The sequence below is a fragment of the Cetobacterium sp. 2A genome, from assembly GCF_014250685.1.
In the GTDB taxonomy this organism is placed as follows: Bacteria; Fusobacteriota; Fusobacteriia; order Fusobacteriales; family Fusobacteriaceae; genus Cetobacterium.
In genome coordinates, this window is sequence record NZ_JACFAJ010000006.1 from 26989 (window position 1) to 51050 (window position 24062).

Consider the following 24062-nt stretch of genomic DNA (forward strand, 5'->3'; position numbering starts at 1 on the left):
CCCAGCTCATTTTCTTAGGCTACTGGGTTGTATACCACTGCTTCGTCTGCTATTTCAAGAATTACTTCATCCGTTCCCTCTCTTAAAAATCCAACTATTGATAATCCATTTTCAAAATCAACTATTGTATCTCCAGTTTTTTCTGTTGTATCAGAATTTTTTAAAAGCTCATTTTTTTCTGCCTCTGTAAAACTTCCCCAAGTTCTTCCTACCAAATTTTCATTTTTCATTTTATTACCTCCTAGTTTTTGTGTTTCATCTATATAATAAGTATACTCCATCATTTAAAAAATGTAAAGCGTTTTTTTAAATAAAATGTATTTAATATATAAATAAAAAAAGTGAAGAGGAGAACCTTCACCTTTCAGACTTTTTGAATTTTTAATAAAATAATCTTCTCACTTTTAAAGTGTTGAGATTAAAACGAACAAGGATGTAAGTGTTCTATCGGTGGAACATTACACGATAAATTATAATATAGATTTTAAAACAGCAAAAGCCCAAATTTATGGGCTTTTGCTGTTTTTTTTATTTTATTTAGTAATTTTAGGTTTCTGAATTTTAGCTTTTTTTATTCCACCAATTGCTTTTCCATGAACTTTATTAAAAACAACATTGTTTACTCTTATTATTTCTGAGAGTATTCTCTTATCAGTTGAAGATGAAAAAGATATAACATTTCCATTTTTATTTGCTCTTCCTGTTCTTCCACTTCTATGGACAAATGCTTCCGTTGTTTGTGGCAAATCATAATTTATAACATGGGTTACTTGCGGAATATCAAGTCCTCTTGCAGCTATATCTGTTGCCACTAAAACTTTGAATTCTCCTTTTCTAAATCCTGCTAATGCAGCATCCCTTTGAGTTTGAGATAAATTACCTTGGAAATTTATCGCTTTTATTCCATTACTTACAAGAACTTTACTTAAATACTCTGCTTTAAGTTTTCCATTTGTAAAAACAATTACTGATTCTACATCAGGTGTATTTATAATCTCAATTAATTTCGCCTTTTTTTCAGTACTTTCAATATAATAAAGCTCATGTTCTATTAATTTAACTGGGTCTTTATATTCTACTTCTACTGTTTTATAACCTTTTTTCAATACTTTAAATGCTAATCCCTTTATCTCTTTAGGCATAGTTGCTGAGAATAAAAGTGTTTGCTTTTTCTTTGGAGTTGCTTTAATTATTTTTTCTATATCTTTTATAAATCCCATATTTAACATATGATCAGCTTCATCTAAAACTAAAACCTCTAATCTTGTTAATCCAACCGTTTCTTGTTTAATATGGTCTAGTATTCTTCCTGGACATCCAACTATTATATCAACACCATTATTTAAAAGATCTATCTGATTTTTGATAGAACTTCCACCATATATAGCTATCGATCTTATTCCTATTGATTTTCCTAATTGTAAAATCGAGGTATTAATTTGTTCTGCTAATTCTCTTGTAGGAGCTACAATTAAAGCTCTAACACCTTTTCCTTTTCCCTTAGTTGTAGCTATTCTTTCTAAAATTGGAAGAACAAAAGCTGCTGTTTTTCCAGTTCCTGTTTTAGCTAGTCCTAATAAATCTTCCCCTTTTAAAATAACAGGGATAGATGCCTCTTGTATAGGTGTTGCTTCGATATATCCAATCTCTTCTATCTGCTTTAATATTTCTTCTTTAAATTCAAATTCTTTAAAATTCATTTTATCTCCATTTTTATTTTCTGTATTCCATCCCTATATTGTATCATTTTTTAGATTATTTATCCATTTTAAATCCTTGCTCCTTCAATATTGGATATACTTTTGGAAAATATACTTTAGAGTAATATTGGGAAACAAAATCACTCCAATTCTTTTCTTGTTCCCTTCCTATCTCTATTAGATATTTATCCATTAATTTATCATAACCATCTATTTCTTCAACTATTTTCTCAGGATTATATTTTTCTTCATGGATAAATGTATCTAAAGGTAATCTAGGTTTTTTTCTAGAATTATCTGCTGGGTAACCTAGAGCTAGACCAACTAATGGAAATGTTTTTTTAGGAAGATTTAAAAGTTTTATAATCTCTTCAGGACTATTTCTAATTCCTCCTATACAAACTGTTCCAAGTCCCAGTGATTCAGCGGCTGCAACGGTAGTTCCCAAAAGTATACCGGCATCTACAGCTCCTGCAAGAAGACCTTCAGCACTCTCTTCTATAATTTGAACTTTTCCCGCTTTTTTTACAGCAACTTCTGTTTTATAAAAATCCATTACGAAAATTAAAAATACTGGAGCTTTTTCAATCCATGGTTGTCCGCCTGCAAGTTCAGCCAATTTTCTTTTTGTATCTTTATCTCTTATTACAATTACAGATGTTTGTTGTCCATTAATAGAATTTGGAGCGTCTTGGGCAGATGTTAAAATTTCTAAAATAATATCTTTAGGAATATCTTTTTCTAAATAACTTCTAATGCTTCTGTGATTTTCTAAAACATTTATTACTTCATTCATAATTTAAATCATCTCCTTTTATTTTACTTTGTCCATTTTCTATTCTTTGCAAACGAACTTAATCCTTCTTATTAAATATTTTATCTTTTATTGTCTCAATTACACCATTTTCATTATTGTTTTTTGCTATAAAATTTGAAACTTCTTTTAATTTAGGATGTGCATTTTCCATAGCAAAACTATATTTTGCTGTCGACATCATTTCTAAATCATTTAAATAATCTCCAAAAACCATAGTTTCATCATATGTTATGTTTAAAAGATTTTGAATCTGGAGAATAGCCTCACCTTTATCAGCATCTAAATTTGTAATATCTAGCCAAATTTCTCCTGAAATAGCAACTTTATAGATAATTTCATACTTTTGAAAATGAGGATAAACATTTAATTCTGTTCCAGTTAAATCACAAAATGTAACTTTTAACACCTCATCTTTAACTTTTAATATATCGTCTACGATTTCGTATCTTTCATAGTATTTTTTTACTTCATTGATAAACGAATCTTCATTACATTCAATATAGGCACTATTTTTTCCACATAAAACGATATTTGAAGTAGGAAGTTTTCTTCCTAACTCAACAAGTTCAACTATAGATTCTTGATTCATAGAATTACAAAATAATTCAATATTATCTTTAACTACATAAGTTCCATTTTCAGCTATAAAAAGTAAGTCATTTCTAATAGATTCAAAGTTTTTTAATAAATTATAATATTGTCTTCCACTAGCAATCGCAAATAATATATTTTTATCTTTTAATTTTTCAAAAATTTCCCAGAACTCATTATTTATTTCTTTTTCATCATTTAGTAATGTTCCATCCATATCTGTAACAATTAGTTTAATCATTAGTTACCTCTTTTTATTATTTTATTTCTTATTTCATATAAAATTATTCCAGAAGCCATTGCAACATTTAATGATTCAGCAGTTCCATAAATTGGAATTATAATTTTCTGGTCACTTTCTTTTAATATACTAGCTTCTATTCCATTCCCCTCATTTCCAAATATAATTGCATTTTTTTCTAATAAACACATATCTGTATATGGAACTGAATCTGATTCTAATGCTGTAGATATTATATTATATTGTTTTGTTTTTAAGAATTTTACTAATTCAGTTTCTTCTATATAATAAATGTTTATATTAAAAATTGATCCCATACTGCTTCTCACTACTTTTTCATTATAGTGGTCGACACTTCCTTTGGTGATTAATATATCTTTAAAACCAGCAGAGTCTGCAACTCTTATGATAGTTCCAAGGTTTCCAGGGTCAGACACTTTATTTAATACTATAATATTATCGGACATTTTATCTATTGAAGGTTCTTCGGATTTGTATACGATAATAATCCCTTGCGAGTTTTCTTGAGATGTTAACTGTGAAAATAATTTTTCGTTGATTACTATTTTTTTACAATCGAATTTGTTTAATCTATTTTGTATATTTTCTTCATCTTTAATTTTTTCTGATATTACTATAATTTCTGGAATTTTATTAAAATCTAAAAATTTTATTCCTTCTGCTATAAACATTTTTTCTAAATCTCTATATTTTTTTGTTTTCAATTTTTTAATTTTTTTAAAGGTTTCATTATCTTTACTAACTATAAATTCCATGTGTCCTCCTAAATTTTTATCTAAAGAATATTATACATTAATTTTAAAGTAATTTCTATAAAATCATGGTAAACTTAAAAAAAGGAGGTGGTTTATACGTTTACTTTTAAAATGCTAAAATTACTTCATACACTTGATTTAAATGAAATTCCTGATAATAAGTTTATTAAAGAATTGGACTTTTTTGGAGTTCAAGCTCTTGAGTACTATAGTTCTAGAATTGATATTATGGATGTTGATGTTATTTATCAATTACTTTCTCTATATAACAATAGAAGCAGGGGAGAAAAAAATGATTTAATCAAAAGTTTAAATAGAAAAATTCCTTTACTTTTCAATTTAGAATATTTTGACGATGAACCATTTGAAGTTTCAGAAACTTCGAACTTTTTTAAAGGGGTTTTAAAGTCTAGAGTTTATGTATCTATTAAAGTCCTTAGAAAAAATAAAGAAGAAATTTTAAAAAATATTAGCTCTTTAGAAAGATTAGAATCTGTTTCTAATTATGTTCCTGGAATTGATATTTCGAAAAATCTTAAAAGTTTTACAGACTTTTGTAATAATTCTATGTCTATAGAATATGATTTAAAACTCGAGAATGAAAATCTGTTAAAATTAAAAGAAAAGAAAGAACTATTTTTAACTAAATATCCTGAACTTGAGCATTTAAAGTTTTCAAAATCTTTCCCATATCTTTCTGAACCTGATGTGTGGGTTTCAGAATTTATAGAAAATGGAAGACCTTTGAGTATAGCACTCAGAAAAAACCTTCTAAAAAAGGATGCAGCTTTGAATATAATAAGGACAAGGCTTATATATGCATTGGAGATTGGAATATTTACAAGTAATCTTTCTGATAAAGATATAGTAGTTGAAGATGACGATAATTTTTATTTTAGAAATTGCTATAGAATGATTGAAATTACAGATATTAAAAGAAAAATTTTATTAGAATTTTTAGAGGCTATTTTAGATGGAGATTCTGAAAAATCTATAATCTTTTTAACAAAGTTATCTGAAACTACCCTTTCAGAAGAAAAGTTTATTATTTTTAAAGAAGATGCTACTATTTTTTTAAATGAAAATTTTAAAAATCATAAGACAGTTTCCATTGTTAAATTAATGTGTAATTTATTAAAAATAGCACTAGATAACTCTCTTGTTTTTGAAAAATATATCTATGATTTTTTTAAAGAACTCATGTTTATACAACTAATTGTTTTTAATAGTGGTTATAAAATAGAATTTTTTTCTATCTTAAATAACTTTATAAAATCCATTAAATCTACAGATGCTTGACTTAATTTAAAAAATATACTAGAATTTATCTATTGTATTTTTTTTATTAGGAGGATTTTTTAAATGAAAAAATTTGGTATTTTTATTTCACTACTATTTTTGCTTGTTTCATGTGGAGACAATAAGACTGAAAATAACAAAGTTCTTTATCTTTATGGATGGGCTGATTACGTTCCAAGTGAAATTTTTGATAATTTTGAAAAAGAAACAGGAATTAAGGTTATCGAAGATATTTATTCTTCTAATGAAGAGATGTTTGCTAAATTAAAAGCTGGAGGAAAGGGTTACGATATAGTTACTCCTTCTACAGATTATGTTGAGATTTTAATGAATGAAAATATGTTAGAAAAATTGGATAAAAGTAAACTTCCTACGTTTGATAATATAGATCCAATGGTTCTTGAAAAGATTCAATATTTTGACAAAGATAATTCTTACGCTGTTCCTTATATTATGGGATCAACTGGAATTGCTGTAAATACAAAATATGTTAAAGACTATCCAAGAGACTATACAATCTATGAGAGAACAGACTTAGCTGGTAGAATGACTTTATTAGACGATATGAGAGAGGTTCTAACATCTGCTTTAGGAACTTTAGGATATTCTCAAACTATAGAAGATGAAACTGCTATTGCTCAAGCTTCTGATCTTGTTAAAAAATGGAAGAAAAATATTGCTAAATTTGATTCTGAATCTTTTGGTAAAGGATTTGCAAATGGAGATTTTTGGGTAGTTCACGGTTATGCTGAAAATATTTATCAAGAACTTGATGAAGAACAAAGAGCACATACAGACTTTATTATTCCTGAGAAGGGTGATACTGCATATGTTGATTCATTTGTAATACTAAAAGATGCTCCTAATAAGGAAGCAGCTTATAAGTTCTTAGAATTTATTCATAGACCCGAAAATTATAAACTTGTTTCTGAGCATTTAGAACTTCCATCAATAAATGTTCCTGCTAGAGAACTTATTGAAGTTGAACCAATTTACAAAATGGAGGATTTAAAAGGATCTGAAATTTTAAGAGATATCAAGAAAACTTTAGATATTCAAAATAAATATTGGCAAGAAATAATGGTTGATTAATAAAATAATAAAAAAGCTGGTTGGAATGTAAATTGTTCCAATCAGCTTTTTTTATTAAGAATTTAATAATTTAATAAGATATATTCCATAAACCCCAATCATAATAGCTCCCTGCCATCTTTGAAGGTTTTTCTTTCTAGCAACAAATAATAACAATAGTAAACTAGCAAAAACATTTATACCTATCTCTAAATTAGATCCAGGCATCATAGTTATAGGAGCTATACTTGTAGATATTCCTAAAATAAAGAATATATTAAATATATTTGATCCTACGACATTTCCTATTGCTAAATCAGAGTTCTTTTTCATAGCTGCTACAACCGATGTTGCAAGTTCCGGAAGAGATGTTCCCAGTGCTACGACAGTAAGAGATATTATTCTTTCTGACACTCCAAAGCCAGAAGCTATTTCAACCGCAGAATCAACTATAAATTTTCCACCTAAAATTAATAGAACTAATCCCCCTACAAAAGCTAAACTTGCTACTAAGGGAGTATAATTTTTTATTTCTAACTCTTCCTCTTCTTTTGAAGATACCATCAAGTAAAAATTATAAGCTAAAAAGATTAAAAAGAATAATAGCAGTATAGATCCATCTACTTTTCCTATTACTGAAGTAATTCCATCAAAGTACATATCATTTGCCATAAGAAAAACAATAAATGCAGCCAATAAAGACATTGGAATTTCTACATATGTCGTTGTTTTACTTACTGTTAAAGGATATATTAATGCTGTTATTCCTAAGATTACTAGAGTATTAATAAGATTACTTCCTATTACATTTCCTAACGTTATAGCTGAATGCCCTTGTACAGAGGCAATTACATTTACAACAAGCTCAGGTGCAGATGTTCCAAATGCAACTATCGTAAGTCCTATCACTAAGTTTGGAATATTGAATCTTTTAGCTATTACTGAAGCTCCATCTACTAAAAAATTCGCTCCATAAACTAAGGCAATTACCCCAATTATCATCATTACAAAAGCCATTATACACAATCCTCCTAATTATTTAATTATTTTTATATCTTTATAATATAGCACAAAATATATTTTCTTGTAAGAGTTTACATAATAGTGTATAATTTTTTTAAAAGACTTTTTTGGAGGTAACTATGATTTTTTCTATAAATAGAAATAAATTAGTTGAAATTCTTTCGGATTTTAATAATATATTAAAAGAAAATCCCATTAAGCCCATAATATCAGGTTTAAAAATAGAGGCTTTAGATAATAGAATAATTTTTACAGGAACTAATTTAGAAATAAACTTTATAAAAACATCCGAAGGTGATATAGAAGAGAATGGTGTTGTAATTTTAAAACCTTTCTTAGCTTTAGAATATATCAAGCTCTTAGATGATGAGTTTATAAAATTTTCTCTTAACAAAGAAACTTTAATGATTCATGGAGCAGAATTCTTAGTTTTAGATTCTGAACAGTATCCTGAAGTTGAAGAAATTAAATTCACAGAAATTTCTAAAATCAATAGCTCAAAATTTGTAAAACTTTTAGATAAAACAAAATTTGCTGCAGCAACTTCTAATGAAAACATGGCAATTAATTGCCTTAGAATTATATTTAAAAATAATGAAATCCAAATAGCTTCTACAGATTCTTATAGACTTATTTTTTTAAGTTCTGAAGCTGAGTCTAGTATTGAAAAAGAATTTTCTTTACCTTTAGAAAGCGTTAATATTATTTGTAAATTATTAAAAGATTCAAATGAAGATATAACAATTGGATACAATGACAATTTAATTATTTTCAAATGGAGTAATAGCTATTTCTCTAGTAAAGCAATTAATTTACCATTCCCTAGTTTTAGTGGAATTTTATCAAATTCCTCTTTTTCAAAAGAAATGGAATTTAATACTATTGAACTTAAAAGCGCATTAAAAAAAGTTTTAACTGTTGCTAGAACAAGTGTTGAAACTAAAAATGGAGCTCTTTTAAACTTTGCTGGAAAGAATTTAGTTATGAGTGCTCATTCTGGTAAAGCCAAAATAAACCAAAAAGTTAACATGATTAAAAATGGTGACGATTTAAAATGCTCTCTTAATATAAAATATCTATATGAATTTATAGATAATATTTCTAAAAATACAATTATTAAATGTAGTTCATCGTCAGCTATGTTTGAAATTTCAGAATATGAAAATAATTCTTATAAATATATCCTAATGCCTCTTGCATTAAGAGACTAGGAGGCATTATGATAAAAATATATAAAAGTCATAATGATTTGCTTGAAAAAAAGACTTTTGTCATCGGAGAAAATCTTGAAATTGAAAAATTAAAAGAAAAAAATACATGGATTCACCTTTCTCACCCAACTGAAGAGGAGATAAAGGTTATAACTACCGCTTTTGACATCCCTGAAGAGCATATTAGAGCTGCTCTTGATGAAGAGGAGAAAGCGCGTCTTGAAATCGACGAGAGCTTAATTCTGGTTATTATCGACGTTCCAGTGCACAGCGAACAAAATAGATGTTCATTTACAACTATGCCTTTAGGTATAATACTACTAAATGATAATATCATTACTGTATCCACTACTAAGTTTCCTCTTATTGAAGAATTTATAAATGGAAAAATCAAAAGTTTCTTTACTTATAAAAAAACTAGATTTATTCTACAATTACTATTTAGAAACTCTACATATTTTTTATACTATCTAAAACAAATTGGAAGAATAAGTGATAATATAGAAAAACAACTTAAAGACTCTATGAGAAATGAAGAGCTCATGCTATTGCTCGAATTAGAAAAAAGTTTGGTTTACTTTACAACTTCTCTAAAATCAAATGAAGCAGTTTTAGAAAGAATGATGAGAACAGAGATTGTTAAAAGATACCCAGATGATTTAGAGCTACTTGAAGATGTTATAATCGAAACAAAACAAGCAATTGAAATGGCAAATATCTACTCAAGTATTTTGAGTGGAACAAGAGATGCTTTTTCTTCAGTTATTTCTAATAACCTAAACGTTGTTATGAAAAAGCTTACATCCATAACAATAGTGTTTGCTATTCCAACTATTGTTTCTGGACTATGGGGAATGAACGTTTCCGGAATTCCATTTGCAAATACTCCTTATGGATTTTTCATTGTACTTTTGATGGCAATTCTATTTGGTATGTTACTTGCTTGGATTTTATTTAGAAAAGAGATGTTTTAAAATACAAAAGCAAGAAAGTCTAATCATATATAGACCTTCTTGCTTTTTTTAATAACTTATTTTTTTATAGCTATATCAATTACATCTTCAAAGTAATTTACAAAATGTGCTTTTATTCCTTCTCTTATATAATCTGGTAATTTATCAAAATCTTTCTTATTATCTTTTGGAAAAATTAGTTCTTTTATTCCAACTCTTCTAGCAGCAATTGTTTTTTCTCTAACTCCTCCAATTGGTAAAACTTTCCCTGTAAGAGTTAACTCTCCTGTCATTGCAAGCTCTTTTCTAACAGGTTTATCTATCGCTAAAGAGTAAAGTGCTAGTGCCATCGTAATTCCAGCCGACGGACCGTCTTTAGGAGTTGCACCTTCTGGAACATGAAGGTGAATTTTATTTTTATCAAAATAGTCCTTTCTCTCCTCTGGACAATTTTTATCTGTTGAAAGATGAGATCTTACATATGAGTATGCTATTTCTGCTGATTCCTTCATTACATCTCCAAGTTGTCCTGTAAGCTTTAATCCACTCTCTTTATTACTTATACTTGTAGCTTCTATGTATAGTGTAGCTCCTCCCATAGAAGTCCAAGCCAGACCTAAGGTTACTCCTGGAATTTCTTTTTGATACAGTTCTTCTGTAACAAATACTGGAGCTCCTAAATATTCTTCTAAATTTTTATCTGTTATTTTGATTTTTTCAGTATTTCCCTCAGCTATTTTAAGTGTTACTTTTCTCATTATTTTTTTAATTGCCTTTTCTAGGTTTCTAACTCCGGCCTCTCTTGCATACTTGTCTATCATATCCTCTAATGCAGTCTTACTAATACTAATTTCCTTATTATCAAGACCATGTTCTTTTAACTGATGAGGAATCAAATATTTTGTTGCAATTTGAAGCTTCTCTTCTAAAATATATCCTGGCAATTGTATTATTTCCATTCTATCAAGTAGTGGCCTTGGTATTGTATCTAATTGGTTAGCTGTTGTTACAAATAATATTTTTGATAAGTCATATCTAATATCTAAATAATGATCTAAAAATTCTTTATTTTGCTCTGGATCTAGTACCTCAAGGAGTGCCGATGCAGGGTCGCCTCTGAAGCTGTTTCCTATTTTATCAATTTCATCTATCATTATTACAGGATTTGTTGTCTTTAATAATTTTAATGCTTGAATTATTTTTCCTGGCATAGCACCAACATAAGTTCTTCTATGCCCTTTTATCTCAGCTTCATCAACCATACCACCAACTGAGAATCTATAAAATTTTCTATTTAATGCCTCTGCAATAGATTTTCCAATAGAAGTTTTTCCAACTCCCGGAGGTCCAACTAAACAAAGTATTGATCCACTTACATTTCCAGTTTTCATAACTGTACTTATAAACTCTAATATATTAGTTTTTACATCTTCTAAACCATAATGGTCTTTATCTAAAATTGTTTTAGATTTTTTTATATCCAATCTATCTTTTGAATAAACTCCCCATGGTAATTCCACAATAGACTCTATATAAGATCTAGTTATATGATATTCTGGTGAGCTTTTATCTAAAAGATTTAGTTTTTCCATTTGTTCCGTAACTACATCTTTTGCTTCAGGAGATAATTTTATATGTTTTAATCTTTCTCTAATCTTATCTAATTCTGCAGATTTTTCATCCTTTTCCATTCCTAGTTCTTGTTTAATTACCTTTAGCTGTTCTCTTAAAAAATATTCTTTTTGTTGTTTGTTTATTTTTTCATCTATCTGTTTAGATATTTTCATTTGTAATTGTGAGATTTCTAACTCTTTTTTTAACATAGTTAATAATCTTCTCGAACGATGTTCTAAATCAAATTCTTCAAGAAGTGTTTGGAGTTCTTTTCCTTCTGTTTTTAGCATAGAAGATATTAAGTCTATAAGAATCCCTGGTCTATCATAAGAAACTTGAGACATTAAAAGTTTTAACTCCTCTTGCAAAATTGGATTAACTTTAAAAATCTCTTTAAGAGATGTCATTATAGCTAACATATATGCTTTAACTTCATCTGTTGGTGACCCTTCTAGTTCCTTATTATACGTTACGCTCCATAAGATTCCAATATCTGATGAAACAACTTCTTTTTTCTTAAATCTTCCTACTCCTTGTACAATAACTTGCATACTATTTGGAGAAAGAAGGGTTGTTTTATGAATTTTAACAACGGTTCCTACTGTATAAAGATTCGATTTAAAATAATCATCCTCGTCAACTTCCTTAGCAAAAACTAATCCCATAAATCCACCATATTTCTCTTCAGCCTCTTTTATTGAATGTAAAAATTCATCTCCTGAAAAAGTTATTGGAATCATTATATTTGGAAAAATTGGTCTTGTAACAAGTGGAAGTATTGGCAATTTTTCTGGAAGTAAATCCTTTATATTCACTAAATCAGTTATTTGTTCCTCGTACATAGTATCCTCCTTCTATTCCTTATCGTAGCTTACAATAATATAAATACAGTTCACGGTTATTATTTCCTTCAATAATTTTTTTTATTATTAACAGGAAAATTTCAATTAATGTGTAATACAGAATACATGGGGTGAGAAAATGGAAATCATAATTGGAATTTTAAGAGACTATCTTATTGTTATAAATATTTTTCTTGCAGCTATCGTTATTTTCTTTGAAAGAAAAAGACCTGTTTATACTCTATTCTGGATAACTATACTGCTTTTAACTTCATACTTTGGATTTATTATGTATCTTTTCTTCGGTATGAGTTTCAAAAAGAAAAATAAATTAAAACGATTCTATAGCAGAAAATTTTTAAAACACACTAAATTTTTAATCACATCTAATTACATTCATCTTCTTCGTTGGAAAGAACTTATTCACTACCTAGAAGTTGTTTCTAACAGTAAAATAACATTTAATAACGAAATTAAAATTTTTAATACTGGAGAAGATTTCTTTAAAGACATGACAACTAATCTTTTAGCAGCTGAAAATGAAATTAAAATGGAATATTTTATCTTTAATGATGATGAACTAGGAAGTCATTTCTATAATATTCTTACAAGAAAAGCAGCAGAAGGAATAAAAATAAGTTTAATTGTGGATGGTGCAGGAACTAGAGATCTTTCAAAACGAAGAATTAAAGACTTGAAAACTGCTGGAGTTGATATCGGTATATTTTTCCCTTCTTACTTCCCTTTTTTAAAAATTGGAAATTTAAGAGCAAACTATAGAGATCATAGAAAACTTTGTATAATAGACCAAAAGATTTGTTATACAGGAGGATTAAACATTGGTGATGAATATGTTGGAAAAGGTAAATTAGGTTCTTGGAGAGATACAGGGCTAAAAGTGGAGGGAGAATGTGTCCTAGAATTTGAGAAAGAATTTATGGTTTCTTGGAATTTTGTTAAAAATAAGCTTCCAACAAATCGTATAGATGATTTGGATGCCCCAAAATTTCCAATTAAACATGAAGATTCGCTTCTTCCTATACAAGTAGTCAGTTCCGGACCAAACTATGAGTTTAGAACTATAAGAGATAGCATTCTCAAAATGATTATTGAAGCTAAAAAATATATTTATATTCAAACTCCATATTTCATACCTGACGATACCATCTTAGATGCTCTTAAAATAGCTATTCTATCAGGTGTCGATGTCAGGGTTATGATTCCTTCGATTCCAGATCATCTCTTTGTGTATTGGGCAAATCAGTCCTTTTACGGCGAAATTATAAATCTCGGAGCAAAGATTTATAAATATCAAGATGGATTCTTACATAGCAAAGGGGTTATTGTGGATGATGAAATTGCCGCGGTAGGAACCGCGAATTTTGATTATCGTAGTTTTTATCAAAATTTTGAAATAAATATTATGATTTATGGAATTGAAGTAAAAAAATTTAAAGATAGATTTTATAGAGATTCAAACTGTTCTATACTTATCTCTAAAGATGAATACAAAAACAGAGGAAATGTTCAAAAAATAAAAGAGTCTATTTGCAGATTAGTTGCTCCAATTCTTTAAGGAGGAAATATGATAGAATTTAATGAACTTTCAGTTTTTTTTGATAGTTTCATAGAGAAAAAAAATGTTTTACTAGAAAATTTTTATTTTGACTTACATATGCATACAACTGCTTCTGATGGTGATATGGATGCAAAGTTTATGGCTAATTTTTTAGATAACAAAGATTACTTGGTCTCTATAACTGACCACAATGAAATATCCGGAGCTCTAGAGTTAAAGTCGAAAGGGTTTAATATCGTACCAGGTATTGAACTTGGGTGCTCTGATGGCTTTGAGATTTTAGTATACTTTAAAAACTTTGACGATTTGGAAAAATTTTATAACGAAGAAGTCAAAGACTATAAAAACAAGAGAAGAATGGCTAAAACTTTAAGAACAATTGATGAATATCTGGATATTTTAAGAGGTAATTATAATGTGCATATATCTATTCCACATATAAGTGGATATGCTCAAAAAAATTATTTGAAAAATAAAAGTTATATTTTTGATGTATTAAAAAAGGTGGACTCTTTAGAAATTTACAATCATTCCCTTTCAAGAAAAAAAAATATTATCGCTAAAGAGTTAAGAAAAAGATATAACTTATCAGCTACATTTGGAAGTGATGCGCATTCAAAAAGAGATATAATTTCCTATTCAAAGTATCTAAATAAAGAAGAAATTAGATTTTCAAAGTTTATTGATAAAATTTATAAGATAAAAAGCATTGGTGGAATTGGGCAAAAACACATCTTACATTTTGTAAATTTAAAAAAGACTAGAGCATGAGATTTTTCTCTACTCTAGTCTTTTTTTTACTTTCCGTTATACTCTTCAGTTTTTTTCAAATCTAAAATTGCACCTAAGTTATGACAATATCCCCCAGGATTCTTTTCTAAATATGCCTGGTGATATTCTTCAGCGGGATAAAAATTTTTAACCTCTTTAACTTCTGTAACAATTGGTTTTGAATATTCTCTTTGAATATTTTCAATAACTTTTCGAATTATCTCAAGTTCATTTCCCTTTAAATAATATATCCCAGAACGATATTGAGTTCCAATATCATGACCCTGTTTATCTAAAGTTGTTGGATCTATATTTTTAAAAAAATGATTTAAAACTTTTTCTAAAGAGATAATATTTTCATCATATTCAACCATTAAAGCTTCAACAGCTTCAGTTTTTCCAGAACATACCTCTTGATAAGTTGGAGAATTAACTTTACTGTTCAAATATCCTACTGATGTTTTTTCTATGCCTTTTACTCTTTTGAAGTATGCTTCCAAACCCCAAAAACATCCACCGCCTAAAAAAATTCTTTTCATAGGTTTTCTCCTTAATCTTTTAAATCCTCGACAGTCTGAGAATAATAATCAACCTTTTGTTTATACTCTTTTACAAATCCTGAAGAAAGTTTATTACTTTTTAACTGTACTTTTAAAAACTTAAATCTCTTTTCTAATGAATTTACATCTTTAGGTGACATATAGTCTGACAAAGTTTCATCATAAACTTTAACTGTAGAATCATACTTTTTTAAAAACTCTTTCTCATCATAATTTCTTACCATAGAACTACAAGCTGTAAGAAATACTAGAGTAATTAATAGAGCTATCTTTTTCATACACTCTCCCTATTTTGTTGAGTCATAAAAATACTTTAAAAAATTAGGAAGATCTTTAGAAACAAATCCCCATGTATGAATCTCCTTTTCATATATTCTCGCTTGAAAATTAAACCCATACTTTTTAAGTCTTCCAACTATATCTATCCATTGTTGAAACATTAAGTAAGGAGCCTTATCTTCAGCACCCACACTCACATAAAATTTTTTACCCTTAATTTGAGAAGGAGTTAATTTCTTTACCATGCTATATGGATCTTGTTTTAGTATTTTGTATCCCCATGATCCAAACACTCTAATAAAATGAGATCTGTCGACATCATTGAATAAAAACTTTGGAACATATAGATATTTAAATACCCTCATGATTCTTCTATTTATACTCATCCTTATAAGACTGACCGCTCCTGAAAAACTTCCAATTACGTCATAGTCATATATATGTTTAATTCCTATTTTAAAAGCTCCATATCCTCCCATCGAAAACCCGGCGATTCCAAGCTTTGATTTAGGATATTTTTTTCTCATTTCATGTAAAAGCTCTCTATTTAGCCAATCTTCATATCTATGTTCTGGATCTTCATAGAAATTTGTATACCAACTTTCACCTTCAAAACCAGAATATGGAAGAATAAAAATTATATCTCCTACCTCTTTTTTTTCTTTAAGAGTTAAATATATCTCTAAAAGTTTCCCTCTATTTATCCAGTCTTCGGGATAATCCCTAAGTCCATGTAAAAGAATGAGACATGGTGGATTTTCCTCCACCATATCTCTTGGTTTAACCGTTATATATCTAACTTTTTCATTTATACATCTAGTTTCTATAGAGTACTCTTGAATCTTCAACAATTTTTCTATCTCTTCTAATGAATAGTTATTATAAGAAAATTTACTATTTTTTATATATTTCACTTCTTTAAAAGCTAATATTCTATTTAATCTTCTTTGAATTTTAAACTCAAAAGGATATGTAATCACATAAAATAAAATTGAAGATACAGCTAAAAAAATTAAGAAATTAATTATCATCTAAAAATCTGCATTCTTAGGAGTTCTAGGGAATGGTACTACGTCACGTATATTTGTTATTCCAGTGATATACATCATCATTCTTTCAAATCCTAATCCAAATCCAGAGTGAGGGAAACTTCCAAATCTTCTAAGGTCTAAATAGAATGCATAATCATCCTTATTTAATCCTCCCTCCTCCATTCTTGCCTCTAATACATCTATATTATCCTCTCTTTGAGAACCACCAATTATTTCTCCAATTCCAGGTGCAAGTAAATCCATAGCTCTTACAGTTTTTCCATCTTCATTTAACTTCATGTAGAAAGCCTTGATTCCTTTTGGATAATCAGTTACAAATACTGGTTTTTTAAAGTATTCTTCAGCTAAGAATCTCTCATGTTCACTTTGAAGATCTATTCCCCAAGCAACTTGATAATCAAATTTCTTTCCAGATTTTAATAATATATCTACAGCTTCCGTATATGTAACTTTAGCAAATCCATTTTGTAAAACATTTTGTAATTTATCAAATAGACCTGGCTCAATAAATTGATTGAAAAACTCCATTTCTTCTGGACAAGTTTCCATAACATACTTAATTATGAATTTAATCATATCTTCAGCAAGTTCCATATCAGCTTCTAAATCTCCGAAAGCTATTTCAGGCTCTATCATCCAGAACTCAGCAGCATGTCTTGATGTATTAGATTGCTCAGCTCTAAATGTTGGTCCAAAAGTATAAACGTTTCTAAAAGCAGCACTATAAGTTTCAACGTTTAGTTGTCCACTAACTGTTAGGTTAGTCTCTTTTCCAAAGAAATCTTCTGTTGTATCAATAGCTCCAGCTTCATTTTTAGGAACATTGTTTAAATCAAGAGTTGTTACTCTAAACATCTCTCCAGCACCTTCAGCATCTGATCCAGTTATTATTGGAGTATGAACATATACAAATCCATTTTCTTGGAAGAATTTATGAATAGCATAAGCCAGTACAGATCTAACTCTAAATACAGCTGAAAACGTATTTGTTCTTGGTCTTAAATGTGCTATTGTTCTTAAGAATTCAAAAGAATGTCTTTTATTTTGTAGAGGATAATCTAAATCCGCTTTTTGGAATACTTCAATATCAGAAGCTAAAACCTCAAAATTTTGTCCCGCTCCTTGCGATTTAACTAATTTTCCTTTTACTATTATCGAAGAAGATATTGATAATCTAGAAATTTCATCAAAGTTTGCAAGTTTTGTATCAAATACAACTTGAACTCCTTTAAAAAATGAACCATCATTTATTTCTATAAAACCAAAATTCTTTTGAGATCTAATTTTTCTTACCCATCCTGATAAGATAATCTCTTTATCTAAATATTGTTCTGTTTCTCTGTAAATAGCTTTTACTGTTGCTTTCTCCACGATATCCCCCTTAAATTAATTTATCCTTGTCTGTTTCTTCTCCAACTATCTTTACATTTTCTAAATGGCCTCTTACTTGTCCCCTGAATTGTTCTAAGTAGAGTTTTCTAAATCTTTCTCTTTCTATTTTCTCTTCAGCAGTAAGCTCTCTTTTTTTAGCTTCTTGTGAATAATAGTTAACTTGTTTGATTATATCTTTCATATCCATACGTTCTACCTCCTGCTTTTAAGCCACTTTAATGTTATTAAACTTTGGCATAATTATACATTTTATTTAAATCTTTGTCAATTTTTCTACTCTCTATTTATGTTATGTATTATTCCTAAAGCAAGCCCCATAGTGACCATTGAACTTCCTCCATAACTAAATAGTGGCATAGGTATTCCAAACACTGGTAATAATCCAACAGCTACAAATATATTTATAATCATTTGTGTTATTATAAGACCAGCTATTCCAACAGCAAGAAATTTTCCAAAACTTGTTTTTGCTTCAACACCTGTAATCATTATAAGACTAAACATGATATAAAATAAAACTATAATTGCCAACATTCCAACAATTCCAAACTCTTCTCCAAATGTCGCCATAGCAAAGTCTGTATGAATTTCAGGAAGATAACTATATTTTTGAACACCATTGGCATATCCTTTTCCAAATATACCTCCACTTCCAAAGGCATATATAGATTGCTTTACTTGATAACCATACTGTTCCGAATAGCTTCCATAAAATAATCCATCTACATAACTTTTTATTCTCATAATTTTATATCCAGCTCCCTCCTCCGAGGCATGCTTATATACCAGATACAATCCTAAAATTCCTACTGACATAATTGGAATTACAGTCTTTAAAATTAAACTTTTTTTAATCTTAGTCATAAACAACATAAAAATTAAAATTGTGAAATAGTGTATCCCAGTCCCCAAATCTTTTTGTAACATTATCAGAGAAAACAATATAGTAAAAGTTATTGTCGATTGAACTATTATTTCACTTTGTCCACAATTTTCCTCTTCACATCTACTAAGAAGATTAGCCATTATAATTATAAAAGCTATTTTTATTATTTCTGCTGGTTGTATAGTAATTCCACCAAAGGATATCCATCCATATGCTCCATTTATATATGGTACTATTGGTAATTTTAAAAGTGATGCTACATACATAAATACCAATACCATTATACTTCCTAAAAATATCAAGCTATTTATCCGTTTTTTATTTAAAAAAGTGTAATTAAAAGTTTTTACTTTAAAGTTTCCAACAATAAGATATGTTATAAAAAAAATTATTAAGTATATAAAATGTTTTTTTATATTTCCAGGTTTCATAAAAAAGCTTGCACTAATCATATTTATCATACTAAGCATTCCAAGTAACATGACTATCCCTAAAATAGCAATCCTTCTTCTTCTTTTTCTGATACTTTCTTCCTTAATACTTTTTTCTTTGTCTAATTGATTTCTTTCATGATAAATACTTTGATTATTTATCTCCAAGTTCTTGCCCCCTTGTGATTTCACTATAAAAACTATGAAATTAATGTTAGCATGGCTAAAAAAATCAGTCAATATATTTATAAGTTTTATTTTTTATTTTAAAAAAATTTGTTATAATATGACATGGAGGTTGAGAAAATGTTATCAAACGAAAATGAAACTATCATAGATTTATTAAAAAAGGGATTAAAGATAATTCAAAGGAGTGATTACTTTAATTTTTCACTAGATTCACTTTTAGTATCTGAATTTATTACCATCAATAGAAATACTAAAAAAATTGTAGATTTAGGAACTGGAAATGCTTCTATACCACTTTTCCTATCAAAAAAAACTACAGCAAAGATTATAGGGTTAGAAATTCAAGAAGTTTCTGCTGATTTAGCAAAAAGAAACGTAGCTTTAAATAATTTACAGGATAAAATAGAAATAATTCATGATGATATGAAAAATTGGAAAAATTATATAGTTCCTAATTCACAGGATGCAGTTATAACAAATCCACCATTTTTTAAATATCACGGGAATGACAACCTATTAAACGATTTAGATCAATTAACTCTAGCTAGACATGAAATATCTATAAACTTAGATGAACTTATCTCTACTGCTTCGGCCCTTTTAAAAGATAAGGGATATTTTACAATGGTTCACAGACCAGATAGATTAATTGATATTATCGAAACTATGAAAAAATATAATATAGAACCAAAAAGAATTAGATTTTGTCATTCTAAAGAGGGAAAAAATGCAAAGATTATTCTTATAGAGGGATTAAAGTACGGAAATAGTGGTTTAACTATTCTTCCACCTTTATATGCTCACGATGAGACTGGAGGATATTCTTCTGAGGTTTTACAAATGTTTCAAGCTTAATTATTTGATGGGGTGATTATTCTTATATGAAAAAAATTATAATTTCTGCTGCCTTTACTTTTTTATCTCTTAGTTTTAATAGTTTTTCTAACGATGAAATTATAAAAAATCCAAAGAAACTCTACAAAGAGATGCATCTAGAAAATAAATTAGATTATAAAGTATTTGAAAATGCACTTACTGGTTATAATAGAATAAAAGGTAAAAAAACCTCTCTTCTTACAATAATAGACTATACTAAACCTTCTACAGAAGAAAGATTTTATGTATTAAATTTACAAAATAAAAATGTAATGTTCAATACCCACGTAACTCATGGTAAAAATAGTGGTAAAGTAATGGCAGTTAACTTCTCTAATACTCTAAACTCTTATAAAAGTTCTCTAGGATTTTTTATAACAGATTCAGAGGCTTATACTGGAAGCAACGGTTATTCTCTTAGATTAAAAGGATTGGAACCTGGTATCAATTCAAATGCCTTTTCAAGAAATATAGTTGTTCATGGAGCTGACTATGCTAAACCTGATTTTATAAAGGGACTTGGTTTCTTAGGAAGAAGTTTAGGATGTCCAGCTATTCCAACAGAAATATCTAAAGATGTCATAGATACCATTAAAAATGGAACAGTTTTATTTATAGCTGGAGATGACGATAAGTATTTTAGAAAAAGTAGAATAGTAGGAAGTTAAAAAATGGCGAGAATTATCTCGCCATTTCTTCTAATCTTCTTATTCTTTCCGCTGTACTTGGATGTGTACTAAAAAGTGAAGCCATTTTGCTGCCTGCTAAAGGTGATACTATAAACATATTTTCTGTAGCAGGTGCAGCATCCATTGGTACTCTATTACTCCACATTTCTAATTTTTTTAATGCATTAGCCAAATATATTGGATTTCCACTAACTTTAGCTCCAAATTGATCAGCTTTATATTCTCTCGTTCTAGAAATAGCCATTTGAACTAACATAGCAGCCATTGGTGCAAATATAGCAACTGCTATTAGTGCGAACGGACTTCCATTCTCATCATCTCTTCTACGGTTCCCTCCAAATATTGCTGCCCATTTAGCCATACTTGAAAGATATGCTATAGCTCCTGCTAAAGTAGCTGCAACCGTTCCAATTAAAATATCTCTATTACTTACATGTCCTAATTCATGTCCTATAACTCCCGCCAGTTCATCATCACTCATAACCTCAACAAGCCCTCTTGTAACTGCAACCGCAGCATATTTTGGATTTCTTCCAGTTGCAAAAGCATTTGGCTGTTGCTCGTTGATAACATAAACTTTTGGCATTGGTAAATCTGCATTCATGGCTAATCTTTTAGTTATTTTAAAAACTCTATCGTCCTCTGAAACAGGTTGTGCACGATACATGGAAAGAACTATTTTATCACTAAACCAATATGAAACAAAATTCATAACTCCAGCAAATATTAGTGCTATTAGCATTCCATTTCTTCCGGCAACTAAACTTCCAATAGTCATAAGTAATAATGTCATAACTAACATTAGTAAAAACGTTTTAAATCCTTGCATTCTATACCTCCAAAAAAAGCTAAATATAATATAAAAATACCATAATTTTTAATCTTTGTAAATTGATGTTTTTATATTTTTTAGGTATAATTTCATTGAATGAACTAATTATAGGGAGGTTGCTATGAAAATTTTAGAAATTAATACCACAAATAACAGCTATCCTATCCTCATAGGAACAAATGTTTTAGATAAATTAAATGATAAAATTATTGGTTATGATAAAATTCTTCTTCTTTCTAATAAGAATGTTGGAAAATTATATAAAGATATTATCTTAAATAACATAACTGATAAAGAAGTTTTTTATTTTGAAATCGAGGATGGAGAGTGTTATAAATCTATAGATACTTGTATGAAAATCTATGATTTTATAATAGATAATTTATTTACTAGAAATTCACTTATTTTATGTTTGGGTGGTGGAGTAATCTGTGATTTAGGTGGATACATTGCCGCTACTTATATGAGAGGAATAGATTTTATTCAAATTCCAACCTCGTTATTAGCTCAAGTTGATGCGAGTATTGGTGGTAAAGTTGCCATTAATCATTCAAAAGGTAAAAATTTGATAGGAGCTTTTAAACAACCAAAAGCAGTTTTTATAAATATTGATTTTTTATCAACTCTTTCAGATATAGATTTTAAATCTGGAATGGGAGAAGTTATTAAACATAGTTTAATTGATTCAACTGATGAATATTATAATTTTCTATTAGAAAATTATCGCTCTATTTTGAATAAAGATTCGAATTCTCTAATTTCTATGGTTGAAAAGTCTTGTAAAATAAAAAAATCTATAGTTGAAATAGATGAGTTTGAAACTGGAGTGAGAGCTCTTTTAAATCTAGGTCATACATATGGGCATTGCCTTGAGACTATGTTTGGTTACAAAAATATTTCTCATGGAGAAGCTATTTCAAAGGGAATTATTTTTGAAGCTTTAATCTCAGAAAAATTAGGACTTATTAATTCCGCCTTTATAAAAAAACTCTATAATATATTTGAACTTTTCTACATTGACTGTAATCCTATAAAGCTATTGGAAGAACCAATGCTTACAATTTTAAAAAAGGATAAAAAAAATCTTTCCTCAAATATAAATTTTATTTTATTTCATGGCAAGAAACTGGAGAATAACTCAGTATCAATAGATATAATTTTAGACGTAAATAAAAACATTAAGAATCACTATGTCAAAGCAGTCATAGATATTGGAACAAACTCATGTAGATTATTTATCGCAGTTGTAGAAAGAAAAGATAATGAACTTATTATAGAAAGAAAGCTTTTAAAAATGCTTGAAATTACAAAACTTGGAGAGGGAGTAAATAAAACTCATACTCTTTCAAATGAAGCGATTGGTAGAACTGTTTCTGTTTTAAAAAAGTTTTATGAAATCTCCGTTGAAATGGGAGTTACTGAAATTAAAGCATTTGCAACTTCTGCTACAAGAGATTCTAAAAATAAAGATGAGTTTATATCCCTTGTAAAAAAAGAGGCTCATATCGATATAACTTGTATCTCTGGTGATTTAGAGGCAAAACTTAGTTTTTCTGGAAGTGTTTCTATTTTCAATGAAAATATCTTAATTATTGACATTGGTGGTGGAAGTACAGAATTTATTTTAGGAAAAAATAAAGAAATCCATTTTTTAAAGAGTTTCAATATAGGTGCTGTAAGGGCTACTGAAAAGTTTTTCAAAAATGAAAATTATTCCGATGAAAATATTGAACTATGCATTGAATGGATAAAAGCTAATCTATCTGAACTGAGCGATTTTTACAAATTAAATTTTAAGCTTGTAGGAGTTGCTGGGACCGTCACAACAAATGTTTCCGTTTTAGAAAAAATGGAAGTTTATGATACTAATAAAGTTCATTTATACGAATTACAAAAACAAGATATTAAAAATAATTTAAACTTATTTTTATCCAAAACTCTTGAGGAAAGAAAAAAAATAAAAGGACTGGAACCCAAAAGAGCTGATGTCATAATTGCTGGAAATATAATTCTTCTAACTATTATGAATATTTTGAAAAAGGATTCCATAACCATTTCTGAATCCGATAACCTTGAAGGAGGTATGATTTATGAAAACCTATCACTTCATTGTTAAGGGAGATGTTCAAGGTGTCGGATATAGATTTACAATATTTCTACACGCAACCAGATTAAAAATAACTGGTACTATAAAAAATTTAGATAATGGAGATGTTGAAATATATGCTCAGGGAACTGATAATATGATTTCCAATTTAAAGCACTATTTGAAAATAGGTTCATCTAGTAGCCATGTAACAGACATTTCCGAAGATTCATTGGATGAAAATCCCTATAAAAGATTTGACATTATCTACTAGTTTTTTCATTTGTCTTTTGTCTATTAAA

General features: G+C 28.4%; 24 protein-coding genes. 10 read left to right on the forward strand and 14 right to left on the reverse strand.

Annotation, left to right across the window (positions count from 1 at the left end; all coding sequences use genetic code 11):
• Positions 1-14: 14 nt before the first annotated feature.
• From H3N56_RS03880 to H3N56_RS03900, 5 genes are all read right to left on the reverse strand, one after another.
• Positions 15-230 carry a hypothetical protein gene (locus tag H3N56_RS03880; RefSeq protein ID WP_185879645.1) on the reverse strand — a complete coding sequence of 72 codons (216 nt, stop codon included), beginning with the start codon at positions 228-230 and terminating at the stop codon, positions 15-17.
• Positions 231-533: 303 nt separating this feature from the next.
• A complete protein-coding gene (locus tag H3N56_RS03885; RefSeq protein ID WP_185879644.1) occupies positions 534-1700 on the reverse strand; it encodes a DEAD/DEAH box helicase in 1167 nt (388 codons plus the stop codon).
• 55 nt (positions 1701-1755) lie between these two features.
• Positions 1756-2496, reverse strand: coding sequence for an NADPH-dependent oxidoreductase (locus tag H3N56_RS03890; protein WP_185879643.1), 741 nt, complete (start codon positions 2494-2496; stop codon positions 1756-1758).
• A 58-nt stretch (positions 2497-2554) separates the two neighbouring features.
• Positions 2555-3349, reverse strand: coding sequence for an HAD family hydrolase (locus H3N56_RS03895; protein ID WP_185879642.1), 795 nt, complete (start codon positions 3347-3349; stop codon positions 2555-2557).
• Positions 3349-4125 carry an RNA methyltransferase gene (locus H3N56_RS03900; protein WP_185879641.1) on the reverse strand — a complete coding sequence of 259 codons (777 nt, stop codon included), beginning with the start codon at positions 4123-4125 and terminating at the stop codon, positions 3349-3351. Before H3N56_RS03900 ends, H3N56_RS03895 begins: the two co-directional genes overlap by 1 nt.
• 111 nt (positions 4126-4236) lie before the next feature.
• Here H3N56_RS03900 and H3N56_RS03905 point away from each other — a divergent pair, with 111 nt between their 5' ends.
• A complete protein-coding gene (locus H3N56_RS03905) occupies positions 4237-5424 on the forward strand; it encodes an AarF/UbiB family protein (RefSeq protein WP_185879686.1) in 1188 nt (395 codons plus the stop codon).
• Positions 5425-5487: 63 nt separating this feature from the next.
• On the forward strand, positions 5488-6516 hold the full coding sequence (locus H3N56_RS03910; RefSeq protein WP_185879685.1) for an extracellular solute-binding protein: 1029 nt from the start codon (positions 5488-5490) through the stop codon (positions 6514-6516).
• Positions 6517-6570: 54 nt separating this feature from the next.
• Here the strand turns inward: H3N56_RS03910 and H3N56_RS03915 are convergent, their stop codons facing one another.
• Entirely contained in the window at positions 6571-7512 is a 942-nt protein-coding gene (locus tag H3N56_RS03915) for a calcium/sodium antiporter (RefSeq protein ID WP_185879684.1), read from the reverse strand.
• 125 nt (positions 7513-7637) lie between these two features.
• On the opposite strand from H3N56_RS03915, the gene dnaN reads away from it, so the two are divergent.
• Both dnaN and H3N56_RS03925 read left to right on the forward strand, forming a co-directional pair.
• Positions 7638-8729, forward strand: a complete 1092-nt coding sequence (dnaN, locus tag H3N56_RS03920; protein ID WP_185879639.1) for a DNA polymerase III subunit beta — start codon at positions 7638-7640, stop codon at positions 8727-8729.
• Between the two features lie 8 nt (positions 8730-8737).
• Positions 8738-9703 (forward strand): magnesium transporter CorA family protein, encoded by a 966-nt coding sequence (locus H3N56_RS03925; RefSeq protein ID WP_185879638.1) that lies wholly within the window; start codon positions 8738-8740, stop codon positions 9701-9703.
• 56 nt (positions 9704-9759) lie between these two features.
• On the opposite strand, the gene lon is transcribed toward H3N56_RS03925, so the two are convergent.
• Entirely contained in the window at positions 9760-12138 is a 2379-nt protein-coding gene (lon, locus tag H3N56_RS03930) for an endopeptidase La (RefSeq protein WP_185879973.1), read from the reverse strand.
• Between the two features lie 139 nt (positions 12139-12277).
• Between lon and cls the strand changes: the two genes are divergently transcribed.
• Complete coding sequence (gene cls, locus H3N56_RS03935) at positions 12278-13714, forward strand: cardiolipin synthase (RefSeq protein WP_185879974.1); 1437 nt, start codon at positions 12278-12280, stop codon at positions 13712-13714.
• 9 nt (positions 13715-13723) lie between these two features.
• Positions 13724-14488 (forward strand): PHP domain-containing protein, encoded by a 765-nt coding sequence (locus H3N56_RS03940; RefSeq protein ID WP_185879975.1) that lies wholly within the window; start codon positions 13724-13726, stop codon positions 14486-14488.
• A gap of 26 nt (positions 14489-14514) precedes the next feature.
• Here H3N56_RS03940 and msrA read toward each other — a convergent pair whose 3' ends face one another.
• The 6 genes from msrA to H3N56_RS03970 all read right to left on the reverse strand — a co-directional run bounded on the left by msrA (position 14515) and on the right by H3N56_RS03970 (position 19256).
• On the reverse strand, positions 14515-15027 hold the full coding sequence (gene msrA / locus H3N56_RS03945) for a peptide-methionine (S)-S-oxide reductase MsrA (RefSeq protein ID WP_185879976.1): 513 nt from the start codon (positions 15025-15027) through the stop codon (positions 14515-14517).
• Between the two features lie 11 nt (positions 15028-15038).
• Entirely contained in the window at positions 15039-15326 is a 288-nt protein-coding gene (locus H3N56_RS03950) for a hypothetical protein (RefSeq protein ID WP_185879977.1), read from the reverse strand.
• Positions 15327-15335: 9 nt separating this feature from the next.
• Positions 15336-16358: an alpha/beta hydrolase family protein gene (locus H3N56_RS03955; protein WP_185879978.1), complete on the reverse strand. Its 1023-nt coding sequence runs from the start codon at positions 16356-16358 to the stop codon at positions 15336-15338.
• Positions 16359-17750 (reverse strand): asparagine--tRNA ligase, encoded by a 1392-nt coding sequence (gene asnS / locus H3N56_RS03960; RefSeq protein ID WP_185879979.1) that lies wholly within the window; start codon positions 17748-17750, stop codon positions 16359-16361.
• A 10-nt stretch (positions 17751-17760) separates the two neighbouring features.
• Positions 17761-17958, reverse strand: a complete 198-nt coding sequence (locus H3N56_RS03965) for a DUF896 domain-containing protein (RefSeq protein ID WP_185879980.1) — start codon at positions 17956-17958, stop codon at positions 17761-17763.
• Between the two features lie 86 nt (positions 17959-18044).
• Positions 18045-19256, reverse strand: a complete 1212-nt coding sequence (locus H3N56_RS03970) for an FtsW/RodA/SpoVE family cell cycle protein (protein ID WP_185879981.1) — start codon at positions 19254-19256, stop codon at positions 18045-18047.
• A 138-nt stretch (positions 19257-19394) separates the two neighbouring features.
• On the opposite strand from H3N56_RS03970, the gene H3N56_RS03975 reads away from it, so the two are divergent.
• Both H3N56_RS03975 and H3N56_RS03980 read left to right on the forward strand, forming a co-directional pair.
• Complete coding sequence (locus H3N56_RS03975; protein WP_185879982.1) at positions 19395-20132, forward strand: tRNA1(Val) (adenine(37)-N6)-methyltransferase; 738 nt, start codon at positions 19395-19397, stop codon at positions 20130-20132.
• A 26-nt stretch (positions 20133-20158) separates the two neighbouring features.
• The gene (locus H3N56_RS03980) at positions 20159-20821 is read left to right on the forward strand and encodes a murein L,D-transpeptidase catalytic domain family protein (RefSeq protein ID WP_185879983.1); all 663 of its coding nucleotides are present in this window, start codon (positions 20159-20161) and stop codon (positions 20819-20821) included.
• A gap of 13 nt (positions 20822-20834) precedes the next feature.
• On the opposite strand, the gene htpX is transcribed toward H3N56_RS03980, so the two are convergent.
• Positions 20835-21671, reverse strand: a complete 837-nt coding sequence (gene htpX, locus H3N56_RS03985) for a zinc metalloprotease HtpX (RefSeq protein WP_185879984.1) — start codon at positions 21669-21671, stop codon at positions 20835-20837.
• A 124-nt stretch (positions 21672-21795) separates the two neighbouring features.
• Between htpX and aroB the strand changes: the two genes are divergently transcribed.
• Together aroB and H3N56_RS03995 are read left to right on the forward strand one after the other, a co-directional pair.
• On the forward strand, positions 21796-23790 hold the full coding sequence (gene aroB / locus H3N56_RS03990; RefSeq protein WP_185879985.1) for a 3-dehydroquinate synthase: 1995 nt from the start codon (positions 21796-21798) through the stop codon (positions 23788-23790).
• Positions 23765-24034, forward strand: coding sequence for an acylphosphatase (locus H3N56_RS03995; RefSeq protein ID WP_185879986.1), 270 nt, complete (start codon positions 23765-23767; stop codon positions 24032-24034). The genes aroB and H3N56_RS03995 overlap by 26 nt, the downstream gene beginning before the upstream one ends.
• Positions 24035-24062: the final 28 nt, after the last annotated feature.

Bases quoted from the DNA above. Each gene is read 5' to 3' on its own strand.
- H3N56_RS03940 (WP_185879975.1), top strand. From the start codon at position 13,724: ATGATAGAATTTAATGAACTTTCAGTTTTTTTTGATAGTTTCATAGAG.
- H3N56_RS03925 (WP_185879638.1), top strand. From the start codon at position 8,738: ATGATAAAAATATATAAAAGTCATAATGATTTGCTTGAAAAAAAGACT.
- H3N56_RS03880 (WP_185879645.1), bottom strand. From the start codon at position 230: ATGAAAAATGAAAATTTGGTAGGAAGAACTTGGGGAAGTTTTACAGAG.
- H3N56_RS03995 (WP_185879986.1), top strand. From the start codon at position 23,765: ATGAAAACCTATCACTTCATTGTTAAGGGAGATGTTCAAGGTGTCGGA.
- H3N56_RS03965 (WP_185879980.1), bottom strand. From the start codon at position 17,958: ATGGATATGAAAGATATAATCAAACAAGTTAACTATTATTCACAAGAA.
- H3N56_RS03895 (WP_185879642.1), bottom strand. From the start codon at position 3,349: ATGATTAAACTAATTGTTACAGATATGGATGGAACATTACTAAATGAT.
- H3N56_RS03910 (WP_185879685.1), top strand. From the start codon at position 5,488: ATGAAAAAATTTGGTATTTTTATTTCACTACTATTTTTGCTTGTTTCA.
- lon (WP_185879973.1), bottom strand. From the start codon at position 12,138: ATGTACGAGGAACAAATAACTGATTTAGTGAATATAAAGGATTTACTT.
- H3N56_RS03915 (WP_185879684.1), bottom strand. From the start codon at position 7,512: ATGGCTTTTGTAATGATGATAATTGGGGTAATTGCCTTAGTTTATGGA.
- H3N56_RS03900 (WP_185879641.1), bottom strand. From the start codon at position 4,125: ATGGAATTTATAGTTAGTAAAGATAATGAAACCTTTAAAAAAATTAAA.
- H3N56_RS03980 (WP_185879983.1), top strand. From the start codon at position 20,159: ATGAAAAAAATTATAATTTCTGCTGCCTTTACTTTTTTATCTCTTAGT.
- htpX (WP_185879984.1), bottom strand. From the start codon at position 21,671: ATGCAAGGATTTAAAACGTTTTTACTAATGTTAGTTATGACATTATTA.
- msrA (WP_185879976.1), bottom strand. From the start codon at position 15,027: ATGAAAAGAATTTTTTTAGGCGGTGGATGTTTTTGGGGTTTGGAAGCA.
- dnaN (WP_185879639.1), top strand. From the start codon at position 7,638: ATGATTTTTTCTATAAATAGAAATAAATTAGTTGAAATTCTTTCGGAT.
- H3N56_RS03905 (WP_185879686.1), top strand. From the start codon at position 4,237: ATGCTAAAATTACTTCATACACTTGATTTAAATGAAATTCCTGATAAT.
- H3N56_RS03950 (WP_185879977.1), bottom strand. From the start codon at position 15,326: ATGAAAAAGATAGCTCTATTAATTACTCTAGTATTTCTTACAGCTTGT.
- cls (WP_185879974.1), top strand. From the start codon at position 12,278: ATGGAAATCATAATTGGAATTTTAAGAGACTATCTTATTGTTATAAAT.
- aroB (WP_185879985.1), top strand. From the start codon at position 21,796: ATGAAAATTTTAGAAATTAATACCACAAATAACAGCTATCCTATCCTC.
- H3N56_RS03955 (WP_185879978.1), bottom strand. From the start codon at position 16,358: ATGATAATTAATTTCTTAATTTTTTTAGCTGTATCTTCAATTTTATTT.
- H3N56_RS03975 (WP_185879982.1), top strand. From the start codon at position 19,395: ATGTTATCAAACGAAAATGAAACTATCATAGATTTATTAAAAAAGGGA.
- H3N56_RS03890 (WP_185879643.1), bottom strand. From the start codon at position 2,496: ATGAATGAAGTAATAAATGTTTTAGAAAATCACAGAAGCATTAGAAGT.
- H3N56_RS03885 (WP_185879644.1), bottom strand. From the start codon at position 1,700: ATGAATTTTAAAGAATTTGAATTTAAAGAAGAAATATTAAAGCAGATA.